The organism is Methanosaeta sp. UBA356 (genome assembly GCF_002496465.1).
Taxonomy (GTDB): Archaea; Halobacteriota; Methanosarcinia; order Methanotrichales; family Methanotrichaceae; genus Methanothrix; species Methanothrix soehngenii.
The window spans coordinates 11,826-27,898 of the sequence record NZ_DAKC01000032.1 but is presented as its reverse complement, the minus strand read 5'-3'; the positions used below and the strand labels follow the sequence as shown (position 1 = coordinate 27,898).

16 protein-coding genes are annotated in these 16,073 nt (G+C 50.4%); 8 read left to right on the top strand and 8 right to left on the bottom strand.

What is annotated here, in order from left to right; all coding sequences use genetic code 11:
* Positions 1-63: 63 nt before the first annotated feature.
* From BP727_RS02435 to BP727_RS02425, 3 genes are all read right to left on the bottom strand, one after another.
* Positions 64-2,034, bottom strand: coding sequence for an alkyl/aryl-sulfatase (locus BP727_RS02435; protein ID WP_013720423.1), 1,971 nt, complete (start codon positions 2,032-2,034; stop codon positions 64-66).
* 424 nt (positions 2,035-2,458) lie between these two features.
* On the bottom strand, positions 2,459-3,340 hold the full coding sequence (locus BP727_RS02430) for a cache domain-containing protein (protein ID WP_013720422.1): 882 nt from the start codon (positions 3,338-3,340) through the stop codon (positions 2,459-2,461).
* Positions 3,341-3,899: 559 nt separating this feature from the next.
* Positions 3,900-5,327 (bottom strand): ribulose-bisphosphate carboxylase, encoded by a 1,428-nt coding sequence (locus BP727_RS02425; protein WP_013720421.1) that lies wholly within the window; start codon positions 5,325-5,327, stop codon positions 3,900-3,902.
* A 328-nt stretch (positions 5,328-5,655) separates the two neighbouring features.
* Here BP727_RS02425 and BP727_RS02420 point away from each other — a divergent pair, with 328 nt between their 5' ends.
* On the top strand, positions 5,656-6,456 hold the full coding sequence (locus BP727_RS02420; RefSeq protein WP_286857210.1) for a hypothetical protein: 801 nt from the start codon (positions 5,656-5,658) through the stop codon (positions 6,454-6,456).
* On the opposite strand, the gene BP727_RS02415 is transcribed toward BP727_RS02420, so the two are convergent.
* A complete protein-coding gene (locus BP727_RS02415) occupies positions 6,431-7,132 on the bottom strand; it encodes a tRNA(His) guanylyltransferase Thg1 family protein (protein WP_286857209.1) in 702 nt (233 codons plus the stop codon). The two genes, BP727_RS02420 and BP727_RS02415, sit on opposite strands and share 26 nt — an antisense overlap.
* On the bottom strand, positions 7,104-7,364 hold the full coding sequence (locus tag BP727_RS02410) for a PRC-barrel domain-containing protein (RefSeq protein WP_013720418.1): 261 nt from the start codon (positions 7,362-7,364) through the stop codon (positions 7,104-7,106). Before BP727_RS02410 ends, BP727_RS02415 begins: the two co-directional genes overlap by 29 nt.
* 110 nt (positions 7,365-7,474) lie before the next feature.
* On the opposite strand from BP727_RS02410, the gene BP727_RS02405 reads away from it, so the two are divergent.
* The 3 genes from BP727_RS02405 to rtcA all read left to right on the top strand — a co-directional run bounded on the left by BP727_RS02405 (position 7,475) and on the right by rtcA (position 10,607).
* On the top strand, positions 7,475-8,062 hold the full coding sequence (locus BP727_RS02405; protein ID WP_342766265.1) for a flavodoxin family protein: 588 nt from the start codon (positions 7,475-7,477) through the stop codon (positions 8,060-8,062).
* Between the two features lie 110 nt (positions 8,063-8,172).
* Positions 8,173-9,396, top strand: coding sequence for a multidrug effflux MFS transporter (locus BP727_RS02400; RefSeq protein WP_324306691.1), 1,224 nt, complete (start codon positions 8,173-8,175; stop codon positions 9,394-9,396).
* 167 nt (positions 9,397-9,563) lie between these two features.
* Positions 9,564-10,607 carry an RNA 3'-terminal phosphate cyclase gene (gene rtcA, locus BP727_RS02395; RefSeq protein ID WP_273278576.1) on the top strand — a complete coding sequence of 348 codons (1,044 nt, stop codon included), beginning with the start codon at positions 9,564-9,566 and terminating at the stop codon, positions 10,605-10,607.
* Positions 10,608-10,829: 222 nt separating this feature from the next.
* On the opposite strand, the gene BP727_RS02390 is transcribed toward rtcA, so the two are convergent.
* Together BP727_RS02390 and BP727_RS02385 are read right to left on the bottom strand one after the other, a co-directional pair.
* On the bottom strand, positions 10,830-11,516 hold the full coding sequence (locus BP727_RS02390; protein ID WP_273278575.1) for an MBL fold metallo-hydrolase: 687 nt from the start codon (positions 11,514-11,516) through the stop codon (positions 10,830-10,832).
* A 42-nt stretch (positions 11,517-11,558) separates the two neighbouring features.
* Positions 11,559-12,377: a DUF5803 family protein gene (locus tag BP727_RS02385; protein ID WP_013720413.1), complete on the bottom strand. Its 819-nt coding sequence runs from the start codon at positions 12,375-12,377 to the stop codon at positions 11,559-11,561.
* A 162-nt stretch (positions 12,378-12,539) separates the two neighbouring features.
* Between BP727_RS02385 and cbiM the strand changes: the two genes are divergently transcribed.
* The 4 genes from cbiM (at position 12,540) to BP727_RS02365 (ending at position 15,491) form a co-directional block, all read left to right on the top strand.
* Positions 12,540-13,259 (top strand): cobalt transporter CbiM, encoded by a 720-nt coding sequence (gene cbiM / locus BP727_RS02380; RefSeq protein ID WP_048132513.1) that lies wholly within the window; start codon positions 12,540-12,542, stop codon positions 13,257-13,259.
* Between the two features lie 9 nt (positions 13,260-13,268).
* Positions 13,269-13,583, top strand: a complete 315-nt coding sequence (locus tag BP727_RS02375; RefSeq protein WP_048132509.1) for a PDGLE domain-containing protein — start codon at positions 13,269-13,271, stop codon at positions 13,581-13,583.
* Between the two features lie 119 nt (positions 13,584-13,702).
* Complete coding sequence (cbiQ, locus tag BP727_RS02370; RefSeq protein ID WP_287848747.1) at positions 13,703-14,641, top strand: cobalt ECF transporter T component CbiQ; 939 nt, start codon at positions 13,703-13,705, stop codon at positions 14,639-14,641.
* Positions 14,642-14,657: 16 nt separating this feature from the next.
* Entirely contained in the window at positions 14,658-15,491 is an 834-nt protein-coding gene (locus tag BP727_RS02365; RefSeq protein WP_048133337.1) for an ATP-binding cassette domain-containing protein, read from the top strand.
* Positions 15,492-15,707: 216 nt separating this feature from the next.
* Here the strand turns inward: BP727_RS02365 and BP727_RS02360 are convergent.
* Positions 15,708-16,073 (bottom strand): hypothetical protein (locus tag BP727_RS02360; RefSeq protein ID WP_286857205.1); only part of this gene is annotated, 366 nt, incomplete at its 5' end.

The following is a 16,073-nucleotide window of genomic DNA, read 5'->3' as shown; positions in this document are numbered from 1 at the left end:
ATTGAAGATATAAAAAAAGAAAAAAGGATTTGTCTCCCTCAGAATGGTTGCCCCGGAAAAAGTTTAGGGAAGGATAATGTTGAATGAGGGATCAAATAGGTCCAGCACCCCAACAAATCCCTCAAACACCGAGGCATCTCCTTCAATGGTCACATTTGCCGGTGGAACGGATGGATCGAGCGCCAGCTGTTCAAGAGTCTTGCGCGGCATATGGACAGTGAGGGCAGCTTCATCTGAGTGCTCATCGATCCAGTAGACCAGCACGCTGTTATTGACCTGAATCAGTGCGCTCTCGCCGGTATCATTGATTATCATGTTCATCCTGAAGTCCTCGCCGTCCGCCTTCTGGCTATTCAGCCTCACTGCTATGTAGTCTAAGAGCTGGTTGATTGACATGGCAGATATCACATCTGCAGATATCATGTTCATTGCCTGCACTGGCTCTTTGCTGCGAAGCTCCATAGCTCCCACCAGATAGGCATTCCGGGCCGGTCCAGATTCCGCCTGATATCCAAGCTGCTCCAGGGCAGCAGCCTCCATCTCACGGGCCTTTATATTGTCGGGATCAGCAAAGACCAGGTAATTGGCGATAGTGGCCACCAGTTGATAGTTGCCAGCGTCATAATCTCTGGCCAGCCTCTCCAGGACAGCATCTGCCCCTCCCATGTACTCGGTTATATTTCGGGCAAACTCCTCAGGAGGAAGCCGTTTCAGGTTGATGGGATTGGCATCGTAGAATCCCAGGTATTTCTGATATGTGGCCTTTACACCCATGTATATCTGGCCGTAGAATCCATGAGTATACCAGTACTTCTGCAGGGATTGGGGAAGAACGATCATATTTGCGATCTCATCCATGGTATAGCCCTTGTTGATGAGGTTCAGGGTCTGATCATTGATGTACTTGTACATATCCCGCTGGTTTTCTAAAAGCTCAATGACCTTATCGTTACCGTACCTGGGCCAGTTGTGGGCGGTAAACACCACCTCTGCCTGGTCTCCGTAAAGCCTTCGTGCCTCATCCAGGCATTCTGCCCAGGAGAGAGGATCCCTGATCTGTGCTCCCCGCAGAGTCAGAATGTTATGCAGCGTTGCCACGCAATTCTCAGCCATGAAAAGCGCTTTGTGATCTGGGAACCAGATGTCTATCTCCACGGGAGCTTCCGTATTGGTGCAGTAATGGAACTGCATATCGACTCCGTCGATGGTCAGGTTCTGGCCGGTCTCGGTGATATCGATCGTCGGAGCGATGAGGGATGCCGATCCAAATGGGGTTCGTTTTCCCAGACCGTTATCCACAAGACCCTTCTCATCATGAGGAAGGAGGCCTCCGTACATGTACATGCCCCGCCTTTGCATAGCCGTCCCAGCATAGACATTCTCGCTGATTGCATGGTCCATGAATCCAGCAGGGGCTATGACCTCAACCTCACCCGATGCAACCTGCTTCTCAGTGATCACTCCCTTCACTCCCTGGTAATGATCCACATGAGGGTGAGAATAGATGACTGCCTTGACCGGATAGTATCCCAGTGTTCTGTTAACCAGGTCCATGGCCGCCCTGGCGGTCTCCACAGTCATCATGGGATCTATGATTATCCAGCCGGTATCGCTTTTGATGAGGCTCATTGATGTGAGATCGTATCCTCTGACCTGGTAGATGCCAGCTACGACCTCGAATAGACCGTTGATCTTGTTCAGCTTTGCATGCCTGTAGAGAAGGGGGTTTATTGTATCCGGACAGGTCGCATTGTCCAGGAAGGAGAACTCTTCCATATTCCAGGAGGTGAAACCCGGATAGAGAGAGGGGATGATCAGGGGACTATCGGTAGCGATGAACCCTCTATTGGCAAAATCGAAGTCTTCCTGGTTGTTGCTCCAGGCGGGAGAATTGTTGGCCAGCAGGTTGGCAGCAATGGTGTATTCGGTCGCATCATTCCTCGTATCGGCAGATTCTGCATAGATAACTGAAATCTCGCTAAACGCAATCAATAAAATGGCAGCCGCAAAAACGGCCTTTGAGCATAACTTCATTCTCTCACTTCCGCAAATTTTGATCCAGATTCAAAAAAATCTCTGACTAATATATTACAATTTTTCAATAATGATCTGTATGTCAGAATAATTGGGGCTTAATACTCCCAAATTTTTGGAAAAACCTCCTGCAGCCAGGTATGCTATTCGACTATTTAAGTTTAATCCAGGCTATTATTATAATTATATAATTTATTAATATTATTCTCAATGGCGATTCGTGACCGTGCCACAGTCTCCTGTCGTCCCATGGAATGGGAATTATGAAAAAGGCATTTGAGAACGTCACCATTGGCAGGAGGATGTGACCTAATCGGTTTTGCTTTGCAGGAGGGGCTCGCATTGAATCGAGGTAGGTTGGGACTATAGATGCCACTGTTGAAGGATACTGAGGGGGCTGAGCTCTCCCCCCGCAGCTTGAATCCTAATCGCTTGAATAGATGCCCGATCCCAGGAACCAGGTACCATCGACATCCATAACGTAGCTGAGCTTCAATTCTTGGGTCATGTTGTTAGATGGGTCTGGGTAGACGTAATAGGCAAAGCCATCTCCATTTTTGGCCATATCTGTGATCTGCTGAATGAAATATACTCCATTGGGATCCTGAGCATCGATGCGGTTTGTGCCGACCAGCTCAGGCTGATGGGAAAGCGCCAAGTTCTGTCCCTCATAGTCGTAGGCAAAGATGTAAAGTCCGTCTCGGGCGAAATTGCCTTCTGGATCGTTGAATGCCTGAAGAGCTTTCTCTTTGCCATTCTCCTGGGCGTACTTCAAGGCTTCATTCACAAAATCTACAAGCTCATCTCTTTCCCCCTGATCGAATGATGCCTGAATGTCAGAAAGGTACCGCCCAGATCCAAGGTACATGCTATCATTAACACTCTCAAGATGGAGTTGTTTTAGCTCCTCCTTGCCTTCATGAGATGGATTCGGGAAGACGATATACATAGTTCCGCCGCCTCTCTTAGCCAATGCAATCTCGCGGCCTACCACATCCACATCATTGATATCCAACAGGCTGGTTTGGCCGACCAATTCAGGATTGATAGGATGGGCGAGGCAGGTTCCATTGAAATCATATGCGAAGATGTAGAGATCTCCCCGAACAAAAGATCCAGTTGGATCGTTGAACTCTTGGAGAGCGTTCTCCATACCATTGTTGTCCACATAAGCTACAGCTTCATCCAAAAAGGCGATAACCTCGTCCGCCGAAGCGGTCTGATCGGAAGCTATACATAAGGTAATGGCAGCTAAGACCGATAGAGACATCAAAGCTACCATACGGGCTAAAGCAGCAATTCTCATGATAAATTCTCCATAAGTGCGGGGATGCATATTGGATGTCTATCTATGCGGGCTATTTTCATAAGAATATTTCGGCATTGCTTGGTCATGATCCATGCGGATTGACTTGTGGGATAACAGGGCCAGCCAATTTACAGAAGAATCGACATACTACCGAGCATTGGTCAAATCCGTTAATTTTGACTGAAAAATGGATGCAATCGTCTATATGACTTATCGAGTTTTTAGATGCAGCTATGCCCAGGAGGAATATATGTGCAATAAGTTTCATCTTGTTCACATTTGCGGCGAGCATGTCATTGGTGAGTGCATCGAATGATTCATTATCTAGTCTGAATTCGTTGATATCCGGCTTCGACGATCCGAGCATGGGTGTTAAGGATCTGGCTTTTTATCTTGTTACTCATAATTTCGACGCAACCCCGCATGAAAATCATGTAACAGTTGATTTAGGTGGTAAGATCTACAAACTTACTCCTAACGGCTTGGCTTCTGGGCTTTGCGATATTGTGGCTTAATGAAAAAGGAAAAATAAAAAATATCAACTGGATATAAAAGATCACTTCTTTTTCTTCTTGCTGAAGAACTCGATCGCCTCGGCGAGTTCTCTGTGATCCTTCGCATAGTCCGCGATGTCGATCTTATTCTTGTAGGCTTCGCATGCCTGCACAAGGGCCATCGCACCAGCGCGTGTTCCTCTCGGGTGAGCGTGGCAACCCGCGCCCATGGTCGTAATGAAATCGATTCCTCCCATGACATCGATGAAAGGCTCGAGGAGCGTCGGGTTTAGTCCTCCAGAGATGATCGGGCAGCATTTCTTGAGGCCGCGCCAGGAGTCGTCCTCCAGGACAACGTGGTGAGCATCGTCCATCTCGACCATCTTGATGGCATCGTCGTCCTGCGGCGGGATCCTTCCCCAGTTCTGGGTGAAGAAGTGACCCTTTCCCTCGACTTTCAGGATGTTCCTCGCCGCAGTTACGTCCTCCTCGGGACTGCCTGCCATCTTGCCGACGCCTGCCGTCCCGGTGTGGATACCTGATGCGCCTGCCAACCTGGCAAACTTGGAGAGCACTAGCACTGAGAAGCCAATGGGGTTCTCCGGCCTGGTAAAGCCACCGTGGCCTGCCCTGTGGAAGTGCAAAAAGACATCCGGATACCTCCGTCTCAGCGTCTGCACCGCCATCCACCCGGCGGTGATGCCGTCTATGAGGAAGGCGTATGAACCCGGCTCGAAGCCCGCCTCCCTGATCATCTCGCACCTTTCGATCATGGTGTCGAAATCGGCCGAGGATACGTTGAACGAGTGGACCTTCTTCTTCCCCGTCTCCTTGACCGCCTTGTCCATTGCCATCTTGACATACTTGACCATTTTGTCGTAGGGGCAGAAGTCCTGGTCGGCTTGGGGCTCGTCGTTCTTGACGAAGTCGCCTCCGCCCACCCAGAAGTCATAGCAGACCTCGGCGTACTCCGAAGAGGTGAGCCCCATCTTGGGTTTGATTATGGTCCCGAGTATCGGCCTGTCGTGCACATTGAGGTAGGTTCTCATGTCGTCGAGTGTATAGCTTGGGCCGTCGTACTGCTCCAGCATGGAGGGGGGGAACCAGATGTCCAGGAGCTTGAGAGCCTTGATCTCCTTCATGCCGAGGGCGTTCCCGGCGATGTAGGTCATGATGTTCTGGACGTTGCCGTTTCTATCGAACAGGCGCCAGGGATAGGCGATCCAGACCAGGTTCTTCTCGATGTCAACCTTGTAGACGAGGGCGTTCATCACCCTTGAGAAGGGAGTCTCGGTCTTCACGGCAAAATTGGTGCCTGTTGAGCTCTCAGCTGCGACCTCGGCTGCGGCTTGCATAATGTTGAGCTCGCCGCTGGGGATCAGGTGAAACACAGCCAGAAGATACTCGCCGTTCCTCGGATCAGGAAGATCCATCCTCATGTACTGGACCTGCTTCGGATTGAGCGTTTTTGAGAGTTCTTCTTGAATCATTGAAAAAACCTTCCGATTCTCCATTTAGGCCATTGCATATATTTGATGTTTCTCTTCCATCGGCAATTCAAGCCGCATCGTGAAGTTGGGTGAGCATGACAGAACCATGACAGGACCATGGCATCGGGAGAAAAACACGCATCCTCAAACATCTAATCCAAACAAATCGGCCGCTCTTGTCCGCAGATGAATTTTCCCAGCCCTAAACTCTTATCACTCCCTTGCTCATCCGATGACCAGGGGGGAGGGCAGACTGAACTTCCAAAAACTACTTATCCGCATCATCAGATTAAACTATGTGAATGGGCACTATGAGTTCCTACGACCATTGGCTCGACTGATGAGGGAATATCGTCGTTTTGAGCGAACAGTATGGGCTCTCAACGCCATTATAATCGCCATCGCGATCTATGCCCTCATGCAGTATCTGGGATTGACCACTCTTATGAAATTCTACTATCAGGATAGCTTTATCCTATCGGCATTGCCTGCCATTGTCTCCATAATTTCAGGAGTTGCTCTAGCCACCTTTTTCAAGAGACGCAAGAAGGCTGATGTCTTTCCGCTTTTAGGCTCGGAATTATCTGAGAAAGCTAAAACCGCCTTTGACAACAAAGATCTTGATTCTCTTCCCATGCAGAGCCTGGCCGAGGAGCTCAAACTGAGTTTGGCAGGAATCAAACCCTCCCAGATTCTGGATAGAAGACAGCTGAGCGGAAGAGTGATGACTGCCATCCTCCTTTCAGCAGTGGTGGCGCTCTTAGCGCAGGGAAATCTTGTCGAGACCGCAGATCTCCAGTCGATCATCGAGCTGAAGGACAGAGCCGCCGGCATCTTCCAGGAGGATAAACCCCAGCCGGATATAAGCCAAAACATGAATCTGAGCGAAAACCTATTTGGCAATCCATCTCTCGCCGTCCTGAACGAGAATAAGCTTCCTTTAGTCCTATCTCCTGGAACGGGCGCGGGCTCCATCCCTACAAATACCAAACCCGTGGAGAGGGTCTTTCAGCAGTCTCAAGCAGGAGAGGCAGGAGCAGTGCCGTCAGAACTCTATATTGAGAGCCTTCCTCCTGAGAATAGAGAGATTATAAAGAATTACTTCACCCTTCTCTCCCAGAGCGACTGATGATAATCCGGGCCAGCAGCTCCTCCCCTTTTCGAGAAGAGAAGAGAGGCAGCTCCCAATCCTGCAAGATTCTTCTTTCATCGCGATAGATCATTATTCCCCTTCTCTCCCAGGAAGGAGTCTTGGCCAGGTTTATTCCTCTCTGGAAGACCAGCTCATGAATCTCATGCTCTTTCATTCCCCGCAGCCTCTCCATGGCTCCGGCCGGATCGATTCCTTCATCCTGCAGCATATAAAATCCATAAGAGAAGACATGGTTTCTCCAGGTCTCGTTCTGCCGCTCAATTAGGTATTCTCTGATCTCGGCCTTGCACAGGGGAATGGTCCGGCAGTCCATTGAGACGGGCTTTGCTAGCTGGAGAGAGAGAGCAGCAGATAATGAGCCCGCGACCAGGGAATCTATCTTCTCTATCCGTCCCCCAAAGGGAGCAGACAGGAAGATGAGATTGATCTCATCGGAGAACATGAATGCCAGGAGAGGACTGAGCCCCGAATCCTCGAACAAGCCGCTGGCTGAGGATGCCATTGCGCTCGCGAAGCCTGCATCGTAAGGCTTCTTGAATCCAGCCAGGATATTCTTGAAGCCCCGGCCATCTGCCCTTGCTACCAGAGGGGGACGGGCCCGAAGACCGGAATAGATCTCCCAGTTAGCTGACTTTTGGCTCAGCCTTTGCATTTCTACTCAGGTGCCTGATTATTATGATGTCGCCGACAGCAGTGACCCAGCGGTAAGGGATGACGATCCCTTTGCCCTTGCTATCGAAAAGATCCCGGTTGACGTCTCCCAAAGCCAGTCCGCTTACCACCCCGTTGTCAGGATCTAAGACGGCATCGTCCACCCTGCCCACATAGATGCCTTTCTGAGTATAGACATCCTGTTCCAGAAGCGATGTGATCTCAGCATTCATTTTAATCCCATAATAAAATTAGGGTATTAGATATTAACTTTGCCATCGGCAGGTCGAACCGCAAAAGCATATATTCGTCTCCTGCAATCTACTGAACTGTGAAAGAAATAATGAAAATAGTAGGCATCTCAGGCAGTCCCAGGAAGGCCGGCAACACCGAGTTCTTGCTAAACGAGGCACTGGCGGTAGCTGCTGAATATGGCTTTCAGACGGAAAGGCTGCTCTGCTCAGAGCTGAATTTTGATTTTTGCAGCGACTGCGGAGACTGCAGCAAAGGCAAACCCTGTCCCAATAAAGATGATATGCACAAGGTCCTGAGGGCAATGCAAGAGGCAGAAGGCATAATTGTGGCCTCGCCCGTCTACTTCGGAAACGTCACTGCCCAGCTCAAGGCGATCTTCGACCGGACCATTCCCCTCCGCAGGCAGGGCTTCAGGCTCAGGAATAAGATTGGCTGCGCGATAGCCGTTGGTGGCTCCAGAAACGGCGGCCAGGAGAAGACCCTGGAGAGCATTCACGCCTGGATGCACATCCAGGGAATGATAGTGGTTGGTGATGATGCTCATTTCGGAGGCATTGCCGTTCGGCCAGCAGCTGAAGACCGCATCGGCAGAAAGACGGTGGTAGCCAGTGCCAATAAGCTGTGTGATCTATTGCGCAGGAAAAAAGAGCTGGATGGAACTGTCAAGGGAGACTGAAGCCTCTTGCAGTTGAATGTAAGAATTCCGGCCGCTTGGATGTCCGTCATTCAGATATCGAGCACAGAGATGCCATGGATTGGGATTTTGGGCAGGAGATTGCCCAAGAGATGACGGATTCCCAATCAGCCTTTGTCTCCGGGGGCAAGAGACAGAAATATCTGGGCAACAGGGGCCTTATCGCCCTCATCGCATTTCTGAGCGCATTCGTTCCCCTATCTACGGATCTCTATCTTCCGGCCCTGCCCGGCATGTCCAAATATTTCCAGGTATCAGCTGAGCAGGTCAATCTCACGCTGATATTCTTCTTCATCGTTTTTGCCGCGGGGATGCTCTTCTGGGGGCCTCTGAGCGATAAATACGGCCGGCGCCCCATTCTGATAGCTGGCCTTGCCATCTATTCTCTGGCAGGATTCCTCTGCGCCATCTCCCAGGATATCAATCAGCTCATCGCCTTTCGCATCCTCCAGGCTATTGGAGGAAGCTCAGCCTCGGCAGTGGCCATGGCCATGATCAAGGATGTGTACGACAGCCGCAACCGGGAGATGATCCTGGCCTGGGTCTCCTCCATGGTCCTCATATCACCCATGGCGGCACCAGTCTTAGGAGCGCTCCTTTTAGGGTTCACATCCTGGAGAGGGGTGTTTGTGGTCCTGGGAGTCATAGGGCTTATCGCTTTCTCTGGTAGCCTGGCCCTGGTGGAGACGCTAAATACGAGATATACCGGTACATTGAGCCAGTCCATCGGGAGGCTGGCAGTGGTGTTGAAAAACCCTGGATTTTTGTCCCTGTTAATCGTATTCTCCATGCTCAGCTTCTCCTCTATGGCCTTCATCGCCTCATCCTCATACATTTACATAAACGGCTTCGGCTTGAGCGAGAAGCTCTTTTCCCTCTATTTCGCCTTCAATGCCCTGGGGATGATTGGGGGGCCCATGCTTTATCTGCGTCTATCTAAGAGGTTTCGCCGCTATTCGATTATCATCGCCGGCTTCATCTCTACATTTCTCGGAGGGCTGCTGGTGTACCATCTTGGCAGCCTTCAGCCCTGGATATTCGCATTATGCCTTTTTCCGGCGACGATTATGGGAAGCTGCATCCGGACCCCGGGCGCAAATCTGATGCTGGAGCAACAAGAGGAAGATACCGGCTCTGCCTCTGCTCTCATGAGCTGTTTTGGGATTCTAATGGGCAGCATGGGCATGACCGTCATCTCTCAGGAGTGGAGCAATACCATTCGGATCTTGGGATTGATGAATATCCTGGTGGGGGTATTGTGTCTTTGCCTTTGGCTTCTCCTGTCAAATAGGCCTTTTGTAAAGCAGATTCCCTGATAAAACAGTGGCAGAATCGATTTCATCTCAGTTCAGTCTCAAGCCCGCGAGAAATTGCGATTTCATCGCCCCCTGGCAACTCGCATTGGATATTCCCGGCAAAGGTTTAACTTGTTCGCAATCTACGCATAAGATGGAAATTGCCCTGTTAAAAAAAAGGATCTATTATGATTGAGATAGACGGCTCCTTTGGAGAAGGGGGCGGCCAGATCGTCAGGACGGCTGTGGCACTTTGTGCGGTCACTGGGAAATCGGTCCACATAAGCAAGATAAGGCAAGGCCGTCCAAAGCCCGGACTGGCAGCTCAGCATGCCCATGCTATTGCTGCTCTGGCCAGCATATGCCAGGCCAAGACCTCAGGCATCAGCCCAGGATCATCAGAGATCAGCTTCTCTCCAGGCGAGATTCAAGGTGGCAGCTATGAGATCTCCATAGGGACTGCCGGAAGCGCGACTCTTCTCCTTCAATGTCTCCTCCCTGCACTGCTTCGGGCCAATACACCCACAACCTTATCGGTTCAGGGTGGAACTGATGTGCAGTGGTCGCCAACTGTCGATTACTTCCAGAACGTCTTCCTGCCCGCTCTGCAGCGTTTCGGGGCCAAAGCGAGCCTGAAGCTGGAGAAGAGAGGATACTACCCCCATGGCCAGGGAAATGTGGTCTGCAGTATCGAGCCCTCGGAACTCCAGGCCGCTCATCTGGAGAGCACAGGCGTCAGGAACGCTTCCGGCGATCGATCTGAAATGGAAATCTCCGGAATATCCCATTGCTCAAACCTGCCCGAGAATGTGGCCAAAAGACAGGCGGATGCAGCGGCCGGAGCTCTTCTGGAGGCAGGCTTTGAGGCCAACATAGCCCGGGAGGTCCTCAGGCTGCCGTCAACGGGTAGCGGCATTACCCTTTGGTCGGATTCTCCCAGAGTCCATATTGGTGCCAGCAGCCTGGGCAAGAGAGGTCTTCCTGCAGAAAGGGTAGGAAAGAGCGCCGCAGAGGAGCTGGCTTTGGAGCTTGCATCTGGCGCATCTGTGGATGTTCATCTGGCCGATCAGCTGATTCCCTATCTAGCCCTGGCAGGAGGTAGCTATAGCACCCGGGAGATATCCCTGCACACCAGTACTAATATATGGACTGCAGAGCATTTTCTGGAGAGGAAGATATCGATCTCGCAAAAAGATATATCAGGAAAGGAAGTTATGGTGCTCGAGGCTTGAGCCTGATGGCGGGCTATAGATTAAGCCAGGGTAGTAATAATAAAAAAGGGCTCCTCGCTATTTGTCATGGGTGAACGTAAATCGGAAAAACTTTATGTCTCCGTGCCTTCTGTGGTGAACCGCGATGCACTGACCCAACCACAGAGGCACAGAGGAACAGAGGCCATATTCTCTGCCTGAACTCACCCACATAATTCAGCGAAGAGCCAAAAAAAGAGAAACTCAGCTCGAGCTATATCTTCTCAAATAGCCCTCAATATATTCTCTGATCTCCTCGCCTCTGTAGATCCCAGCATGCCCCTCGCAGAGAAAATCGGCCTCAAGGTCAAGGAGTTTTCTCATCGATCTCCTCCACTCCACCATATCAGAACCCCAGGAGGGAGAGAACGGGCCGTGTATATCCTGGCCGAAGAGAACCCTGCCTTCAGGGGTATCGATATAAACCGAGATGCTTCCAGGAGTGTGGCCGGGGGTGTGAAGGACCTTAAATTCCATCTCTCCCAGACGGATCTGATTATGCTCGCCAGAGAGGATGGTATCAAGCATGACCGGCCGGTAGTCAACCCCGTACATGCTGGCGGCCGTCAGCTCATTATTCTTGCCCTCTATGCCAGCCCGGTCCAGTTCATGGGCAATGATCTTGCTGCCGTACTTATCCCGCCAGAGGTGAAGTCCTCCGATATGATCGATGTGGCAGTGGGTGGCAATAATATGCCAGACCTGTGCTGGCTCGGAGCCCAGAGATCTGATGTTCTTTTCTATCTTATCATTTCCATATCCTACACCAGCGTCTATTAAAACCAGACAGCTCTTTGCATCGACAAGATAGACATATGCATCCTCGGAACGGGAGAGATTCGGTCCCCCCACAGCATAGATCCCATCGCAAATGGTTATTGTTTTACTCATTGCACATCCCCTTGATTGTATCCGAATTTCTATTGGGACGGGTTAATTCTTCTTCATGGACTCTTCTTCCTTCTCCATCCTCAATGATCTCAGCTTTCTGATGCTGAAGTAATACTCAACGAGCAGGGCAATCGCTGCCAGGGCGAGGATGGATATGATTATCGCCAAGGCTTCACGGGCATTATCTCGATAGTAGTTCACCTCAATATAGGATACCTTAGTGGTATTATACCAGGTGAGAGCACTCTTTTTTTCTGCGCTCGCGATCATGTCAGGTGGGGGCCAGGCTATTCCCAGCAGGCGGTCTCCAGTGGCATATCCTTCTGGCAGGATTACTCTTACCGGTCCTTTATCTCGGATTGATATCACAAACTGCTGGCCCTGTGAAGTCAAGTTGTAGACCAGCCTTCCCTCGACATGCCTTTCAAAGTCCAGGCTGTAGATGTAGTTTCCCTGCCAGAAACTCTGGCTGCTATTTATCTTAACCATTCTTCCGGCTTCATCATAAAGGGTGATATTATCCACCTTCTCTGGCAGGGTGAGATTAAGCCGGCTGGCATTGACCGGTACTGTAACCTCGGTCACCAACTCGCCCAGACGATATACTGTGCCGTTGAACTCCCCATCTGCGCCGCCGTTCATAGATGCTGTGGCATTATAAATTGTGAATCCATTATGCTCTGCAGGGGCGATGCTGTTCGCAGTGCTGTTTATGGATTCAGAGAGATCAAAGTCGGCAGTGCCCTCGTGTATCCCGTCTGTCTGCCCTTTGATCTCAGCAGAGGAGGTAGGGGCAGAGAGAATGGCCGCCATCAGGGCGATCAGAAGCAGTATGCTCTTTTCAGTGGTAGTCTCAGTCATCTTTCATACTCTGAATAGCGCTACCGCTTTATCAAATGCTCGCTTGTTTTTTGCCCTAGGAAAAAAGATGATCTTATGATAATAGATGCAAAATTTTCACACATAATATACGAATCCGATATCTTCTTATAACCTAAGGACAATTGGCCCAAGGGTGTTTCTATGCACATTCCTGATGGCTATTTAGGGCCTTATACTTACGGTGCATTATGGATAATAATGATCCCTATATGGATCTACGCCGGAAGGCGGTTGGGCAACGAACTCAGATCAAGGCAGGTTCCCCTGCTTGCTCTCTCCGCGGCATTCTCCTTCGTGATCATGATGTTCAATGTTCCAATACCTGGTGGCAGCACTGGCCACGCAGTGGGAGCAGCGATAATAGGAATAGTTCTGGGACCCTGGGCAGCGGTAATATCAGTGACGGTGGCCCTGGTATTGCAGGCCCTGATATTTGGAGATGGGGGGATCACAGCCATTGCTGCCAACTGTTTCAACATGGCCGTAGTGATGCCCTTTTCCGCTTATTATATCTACAGGATAGTGAGCGGAAGCACTAATATCGCATCTTCACGCAGGGTCATTGCCGCAGCAATAGCAGGATATGTATCGCTCACCCTGGCGGCAGCTCTGACCGGCTTCATGTTCGGAATCCAACCCCTCCTCCATCAAACGGCAGAAGGAATTCCCGTCTTTATGCCTTATTCCCTGAATATCACCATGCCTGCAATGATACTGGAGCACGCGCTCGGATTTTCCATTCTCGAGGCGTTGGTAACTGCTTTGATCTTCGCCTATATTCAAAAGACCGATGCCACCCTGCTTTATGGTGAGTTATCCGCTAGAGAGAGGATAAAAATGGGAAGGGCAGGAACGTTGTGAGGAAAGAGCATGGACAAGACTACAAGGAACCTGATAGTAGGCCTGGCTGCGCTCATCATCCTTGCGCCACTTGGCCTGCTGGCAGTGGGAGAGACCTTTGGAGAATGGGGAAATGAGGAGCTAGAGGAGAAGATAGGCTATGTTCCAGAAGGCTTAGAGGAGCTTTCATCCCTTTGGAGCGCGCCAATGCCAGACTATGCCCTGCCCGGGATGGGAGACTCAATGACCGCAGCGTCTGCGGCGTACATTCTCTCCGCGGTGATAGGAGTTATCATTGGAGGCGGCCTGCTATACATTCTGGGAAAGAGGATCGCAAAGGATTAGTACTATCCCTCCAGGGAGACGTCGGCCAGGATATCCGCTAGCTTTGGACATAACCGCTCATCGGCTAGTGCCTGTGAGGACAAAGCATTCCAACCAGTAGGCTGTAACAAAAGGAGCATATGATTCCGGATTGGATGAGAGAGGTAGATGCTGGCCCACTTCAGTTTCCAGAGACAGCCCAGGGCAAAAAGGGTTTTGTGGGAAAGACGATAGACGGGATATTAGGCTTCATGGAGGAGGCATTCGTCTCTGAGGCCAGCTCCCGCCTGCCCGGCGTTCTGCAAAGCCTGGACCCAAGGGCGAAGCTGATCTCCATTCTGGCCATCGTATTCGCAACCAGCCTGATTGGAGATCTGAATGTCCTGATATTCATCTATCTCCTCACCCTGCTCTTCGCATATCTGAGCAAAATAGATGTCCTCTTTTTCATCAAGAGGGTATGGCTTTTCATTCCCGTTTTCGCTGGGATCATTGCCCTGCCCATGATCTTCAACATATTCATTCCGGGAGACCCTCTCATTCACCTGGCAATCCTCGGACCGGGAGCTCACCTGGGGCCGTTCTCCCTTCCAGAATCGATCTACATAACCCGCCAGGGAACTGTAGCCGCTGTGATCTTCACCATGAGGGTGGCAGCATGCGTATCGGCAGTAGTATTGCTTTTCATCACCACCTCCAAGCAGGTCCTCTTCAAATCCCTGAGATCTGTGGGCGTTCCAAAGCTGTATGTCCTCACCCTGGAGATGGCCTATCGCTATATCTTCCTCCTGATGGAGCTGGTGCGAGAGATGTACATCGCCAAGAAGGCGAGAACCATCCGGGCAGGAGGGCTGTTCGACGAGCAGAAGTGGGTGGGAGGGAGGATGGGCTATACCCTGATCAGATCCCTGGACATGAGCGAGAAAGTCCATATGGCCATGACCTCCCGAGGCTTTAACGGCGAGGTGCATATTATGCAGGAATTCAAATTCAGGAATCGTGACTATCTCGCCGGGGCAACAGCTATATCTCTGGGCATTGTGCTCCTTCTGATCTCTCAGAATATCCCTCGGATATAGGAGCATGGAAGAGAAGATGGACACCATATTTGACCTCAGGAATGTATCTTACTCCTACCTGGGAAAGATCGAGGCCCTAAAGGATATCACAATCAAGATCAATAGGGGAGAGCAGGTCACAATCATCGGCTCAAACGGCAGCGGCAAGTCAACGCTGCTCGCCGTCTTGAACGGCCTGGTCTATCCGACGGCCGGCGACTTTTTTGCCTTCGGCCATCCGGTAACCGAGGAGGTCTTCGACTCCATAAAGGAGAATAAATTCAGGACCTACTTCCGGACAAAGGTGGGCTTTGTCTTTCAGAACTCCGACATCCAGCTTTTCTCCTCCACGGTCTTCGAGGAGATTGCCTTTGGCCCATTGCAGCTGAATATACCTTTGGAGGAGGTGAAAGCCAGGGTTGAGGATATAATAGAGATGATGCAGATAGCAAAGCTGCGAGACAGAGCGCCTCACACCCTGAGCGGTGGGGAGAAGAAGAAGGTCTGCATTGCCACCGTCCTGGTGAACAATCCCGATGTGCTGCTATTGGACGAGCCATCCGCGGGCCTTGACCCCAGAACCCAGCTCTGGCTGATAGAACTTCTCAGAGAGCTATCTCATGCCGGGAAGACCATCATCACTGCTACACACGACCTAGAGATCATGGATATGATCAGCAAGAGGTCAATTGTAATGGGTGAGGACCACAGGATCAAGCTGGATGACACTCCAAATAGAGTTCTCTCCAATTATGAGCTCCTTATGGAATCCAATCTGGTGCATGAGCACATGCATATCCACGGCAAGCTCGTACATGAGCACCTGCATGACCATGATGCGGGGCATACTCATGTTCATCTGAAGAGCTAAGATGAACTTTTATAAAAATTATTTCAATCCCAAAGCCTAGCGATCATGATTTAAATAATAAGAGATGAGGGATATAATCATGTGCGAGGTTTTGGAGCGAAAAGACCAGAAGCATAAACTTGACTACGACCGGGAGGAGCCCGAGGACATCACCAAGTCGCTCATGATCCTCTCAGAGAGATCTCTGCATGAGTTCTTAGCGAGCGAACCTGATATCTATACAGTTGATGATTTGAAAGTCCGATATAGATACTCGTTCCTTTTCCAAATTCCGACCTGACTCCAGGAAAGCTGCGGCCTGCTTTGGTTATCTACGAAGATAATATCGAGAATGAGACCACGATTGCCTGCATATCTTCGAAGACTCCAATAATGCCGTCTCCTTGCGATGTCCTGGAAACAGAGGAACACCCTCTTTTGATGAGTCCGGTCTAAGCTAAACTCGGTAATAAAGCTGAATAAAGTAGCCACCATAAAAGACTTTTTAATTTCAGGCCTGCTCGGATCTGCAAACGAAGCACTGTAGGCCGAAGTAGATAAGGCCATTGACGCCTGCACGAAATTCAGGCGATCAACATAGAT

Bases quoted from the DNA above. Each gene is read 5' to 3' on its own strand.
- rtcA (WP_273278576.1), top strand. From the start codon at position 9,564: ATGATTGAGATAGACGGCTCCTTTGGAGAAGGGGGCGGCCAGATCGTC.
- BP727_RS02430 (WP_013720422.1), bottom strand. From the start codon at position 3,340: ATGAGAATTGCTGCTTTAGCCCGTATGGTAGCTTTGATGTCTCTATCG.
- BP727_RS02375 (WP_048132509.1), top strand. From the start codon at position 13,269: ATGGACAAGACTACAAGGAACCTGATAGTAGGCCTGGCTGCGCTCATC.
- BP727_RS02425 (WP_013720421.1), bottom strand. From the start codon at position 5,327: ATGATTCAAGAAGAACTCTCAAAAACGCTCAATCCGAAGCAGGTCCAG.
- cbiQ (WP_287848747.1), top strand. From the start codon at position 13,703: ATGATTCCGGATTGGATGAGAGAGGTAGATGCTGGCCCACTTCAGTTT.
- BP727_RS02365 (WP_048133337.1), top strand. From the start codon at position 14,658: ATGGACACCATATTTGACCTCAGGAATGTATCTTACTCCTACCTGGGA.
- BP727_RS02435 (WP_013720423.1), bottom strand. From the start codon at position 2,034: ATGAAGTTATGCTCAAAGGCCGTTTTTGCGGCTGCCATTTTATTGATT.
- BP727_RS02385 (WP_013720413.1), bottom strand. From the start codon at position 12,377: ATGACTGAGACTACCACTGAAAAGAGCATACTGCTTCTGATCGCCCTG.
- cbiM (WP_048132513.1), top strand. From the start codon at position 12,540: ATGCACATTCCTGATGGCTATTTAGGGCCTTATACTTACGGTGCATTA.
- BP727_RS02390 (WP_273278575.1), bottom strand. From the start codon at position 11,516: ATGAGTAAAACAATAACCATTTGCGATGGGATCTATGCTGTGGGGGGA.
- BP727_RS02415 (WP_286857209.1), bottom strand. From the start codon at position 7,132: ATGCAAAGGCTGAGCCAAAAGTCAGCTAACTGGGAGATCTATTCCGGT.
- BP727_RS02400 (WP_324306691.1), top strand. From the start codon at position 8,173: ATGACGGATTCCCAATCAGCCTTTGTCTCCGGGGGCAAGAGACAGAAA.
- BP727_RS02405 (WP_342766265.1), top strand. From the start codon at position 7,475: ATGAAAATAGTAGGCATCTCAGGCAGTCCCAGGAAGGCCGGCAACACC.
- BP727_RS02410 (WP_013720418.1), bottom strand. From the start codon at position 7,364: ATGAATGCTGAGATCACATCGCTTCTGGAACAGGATGTCTATACTCAG.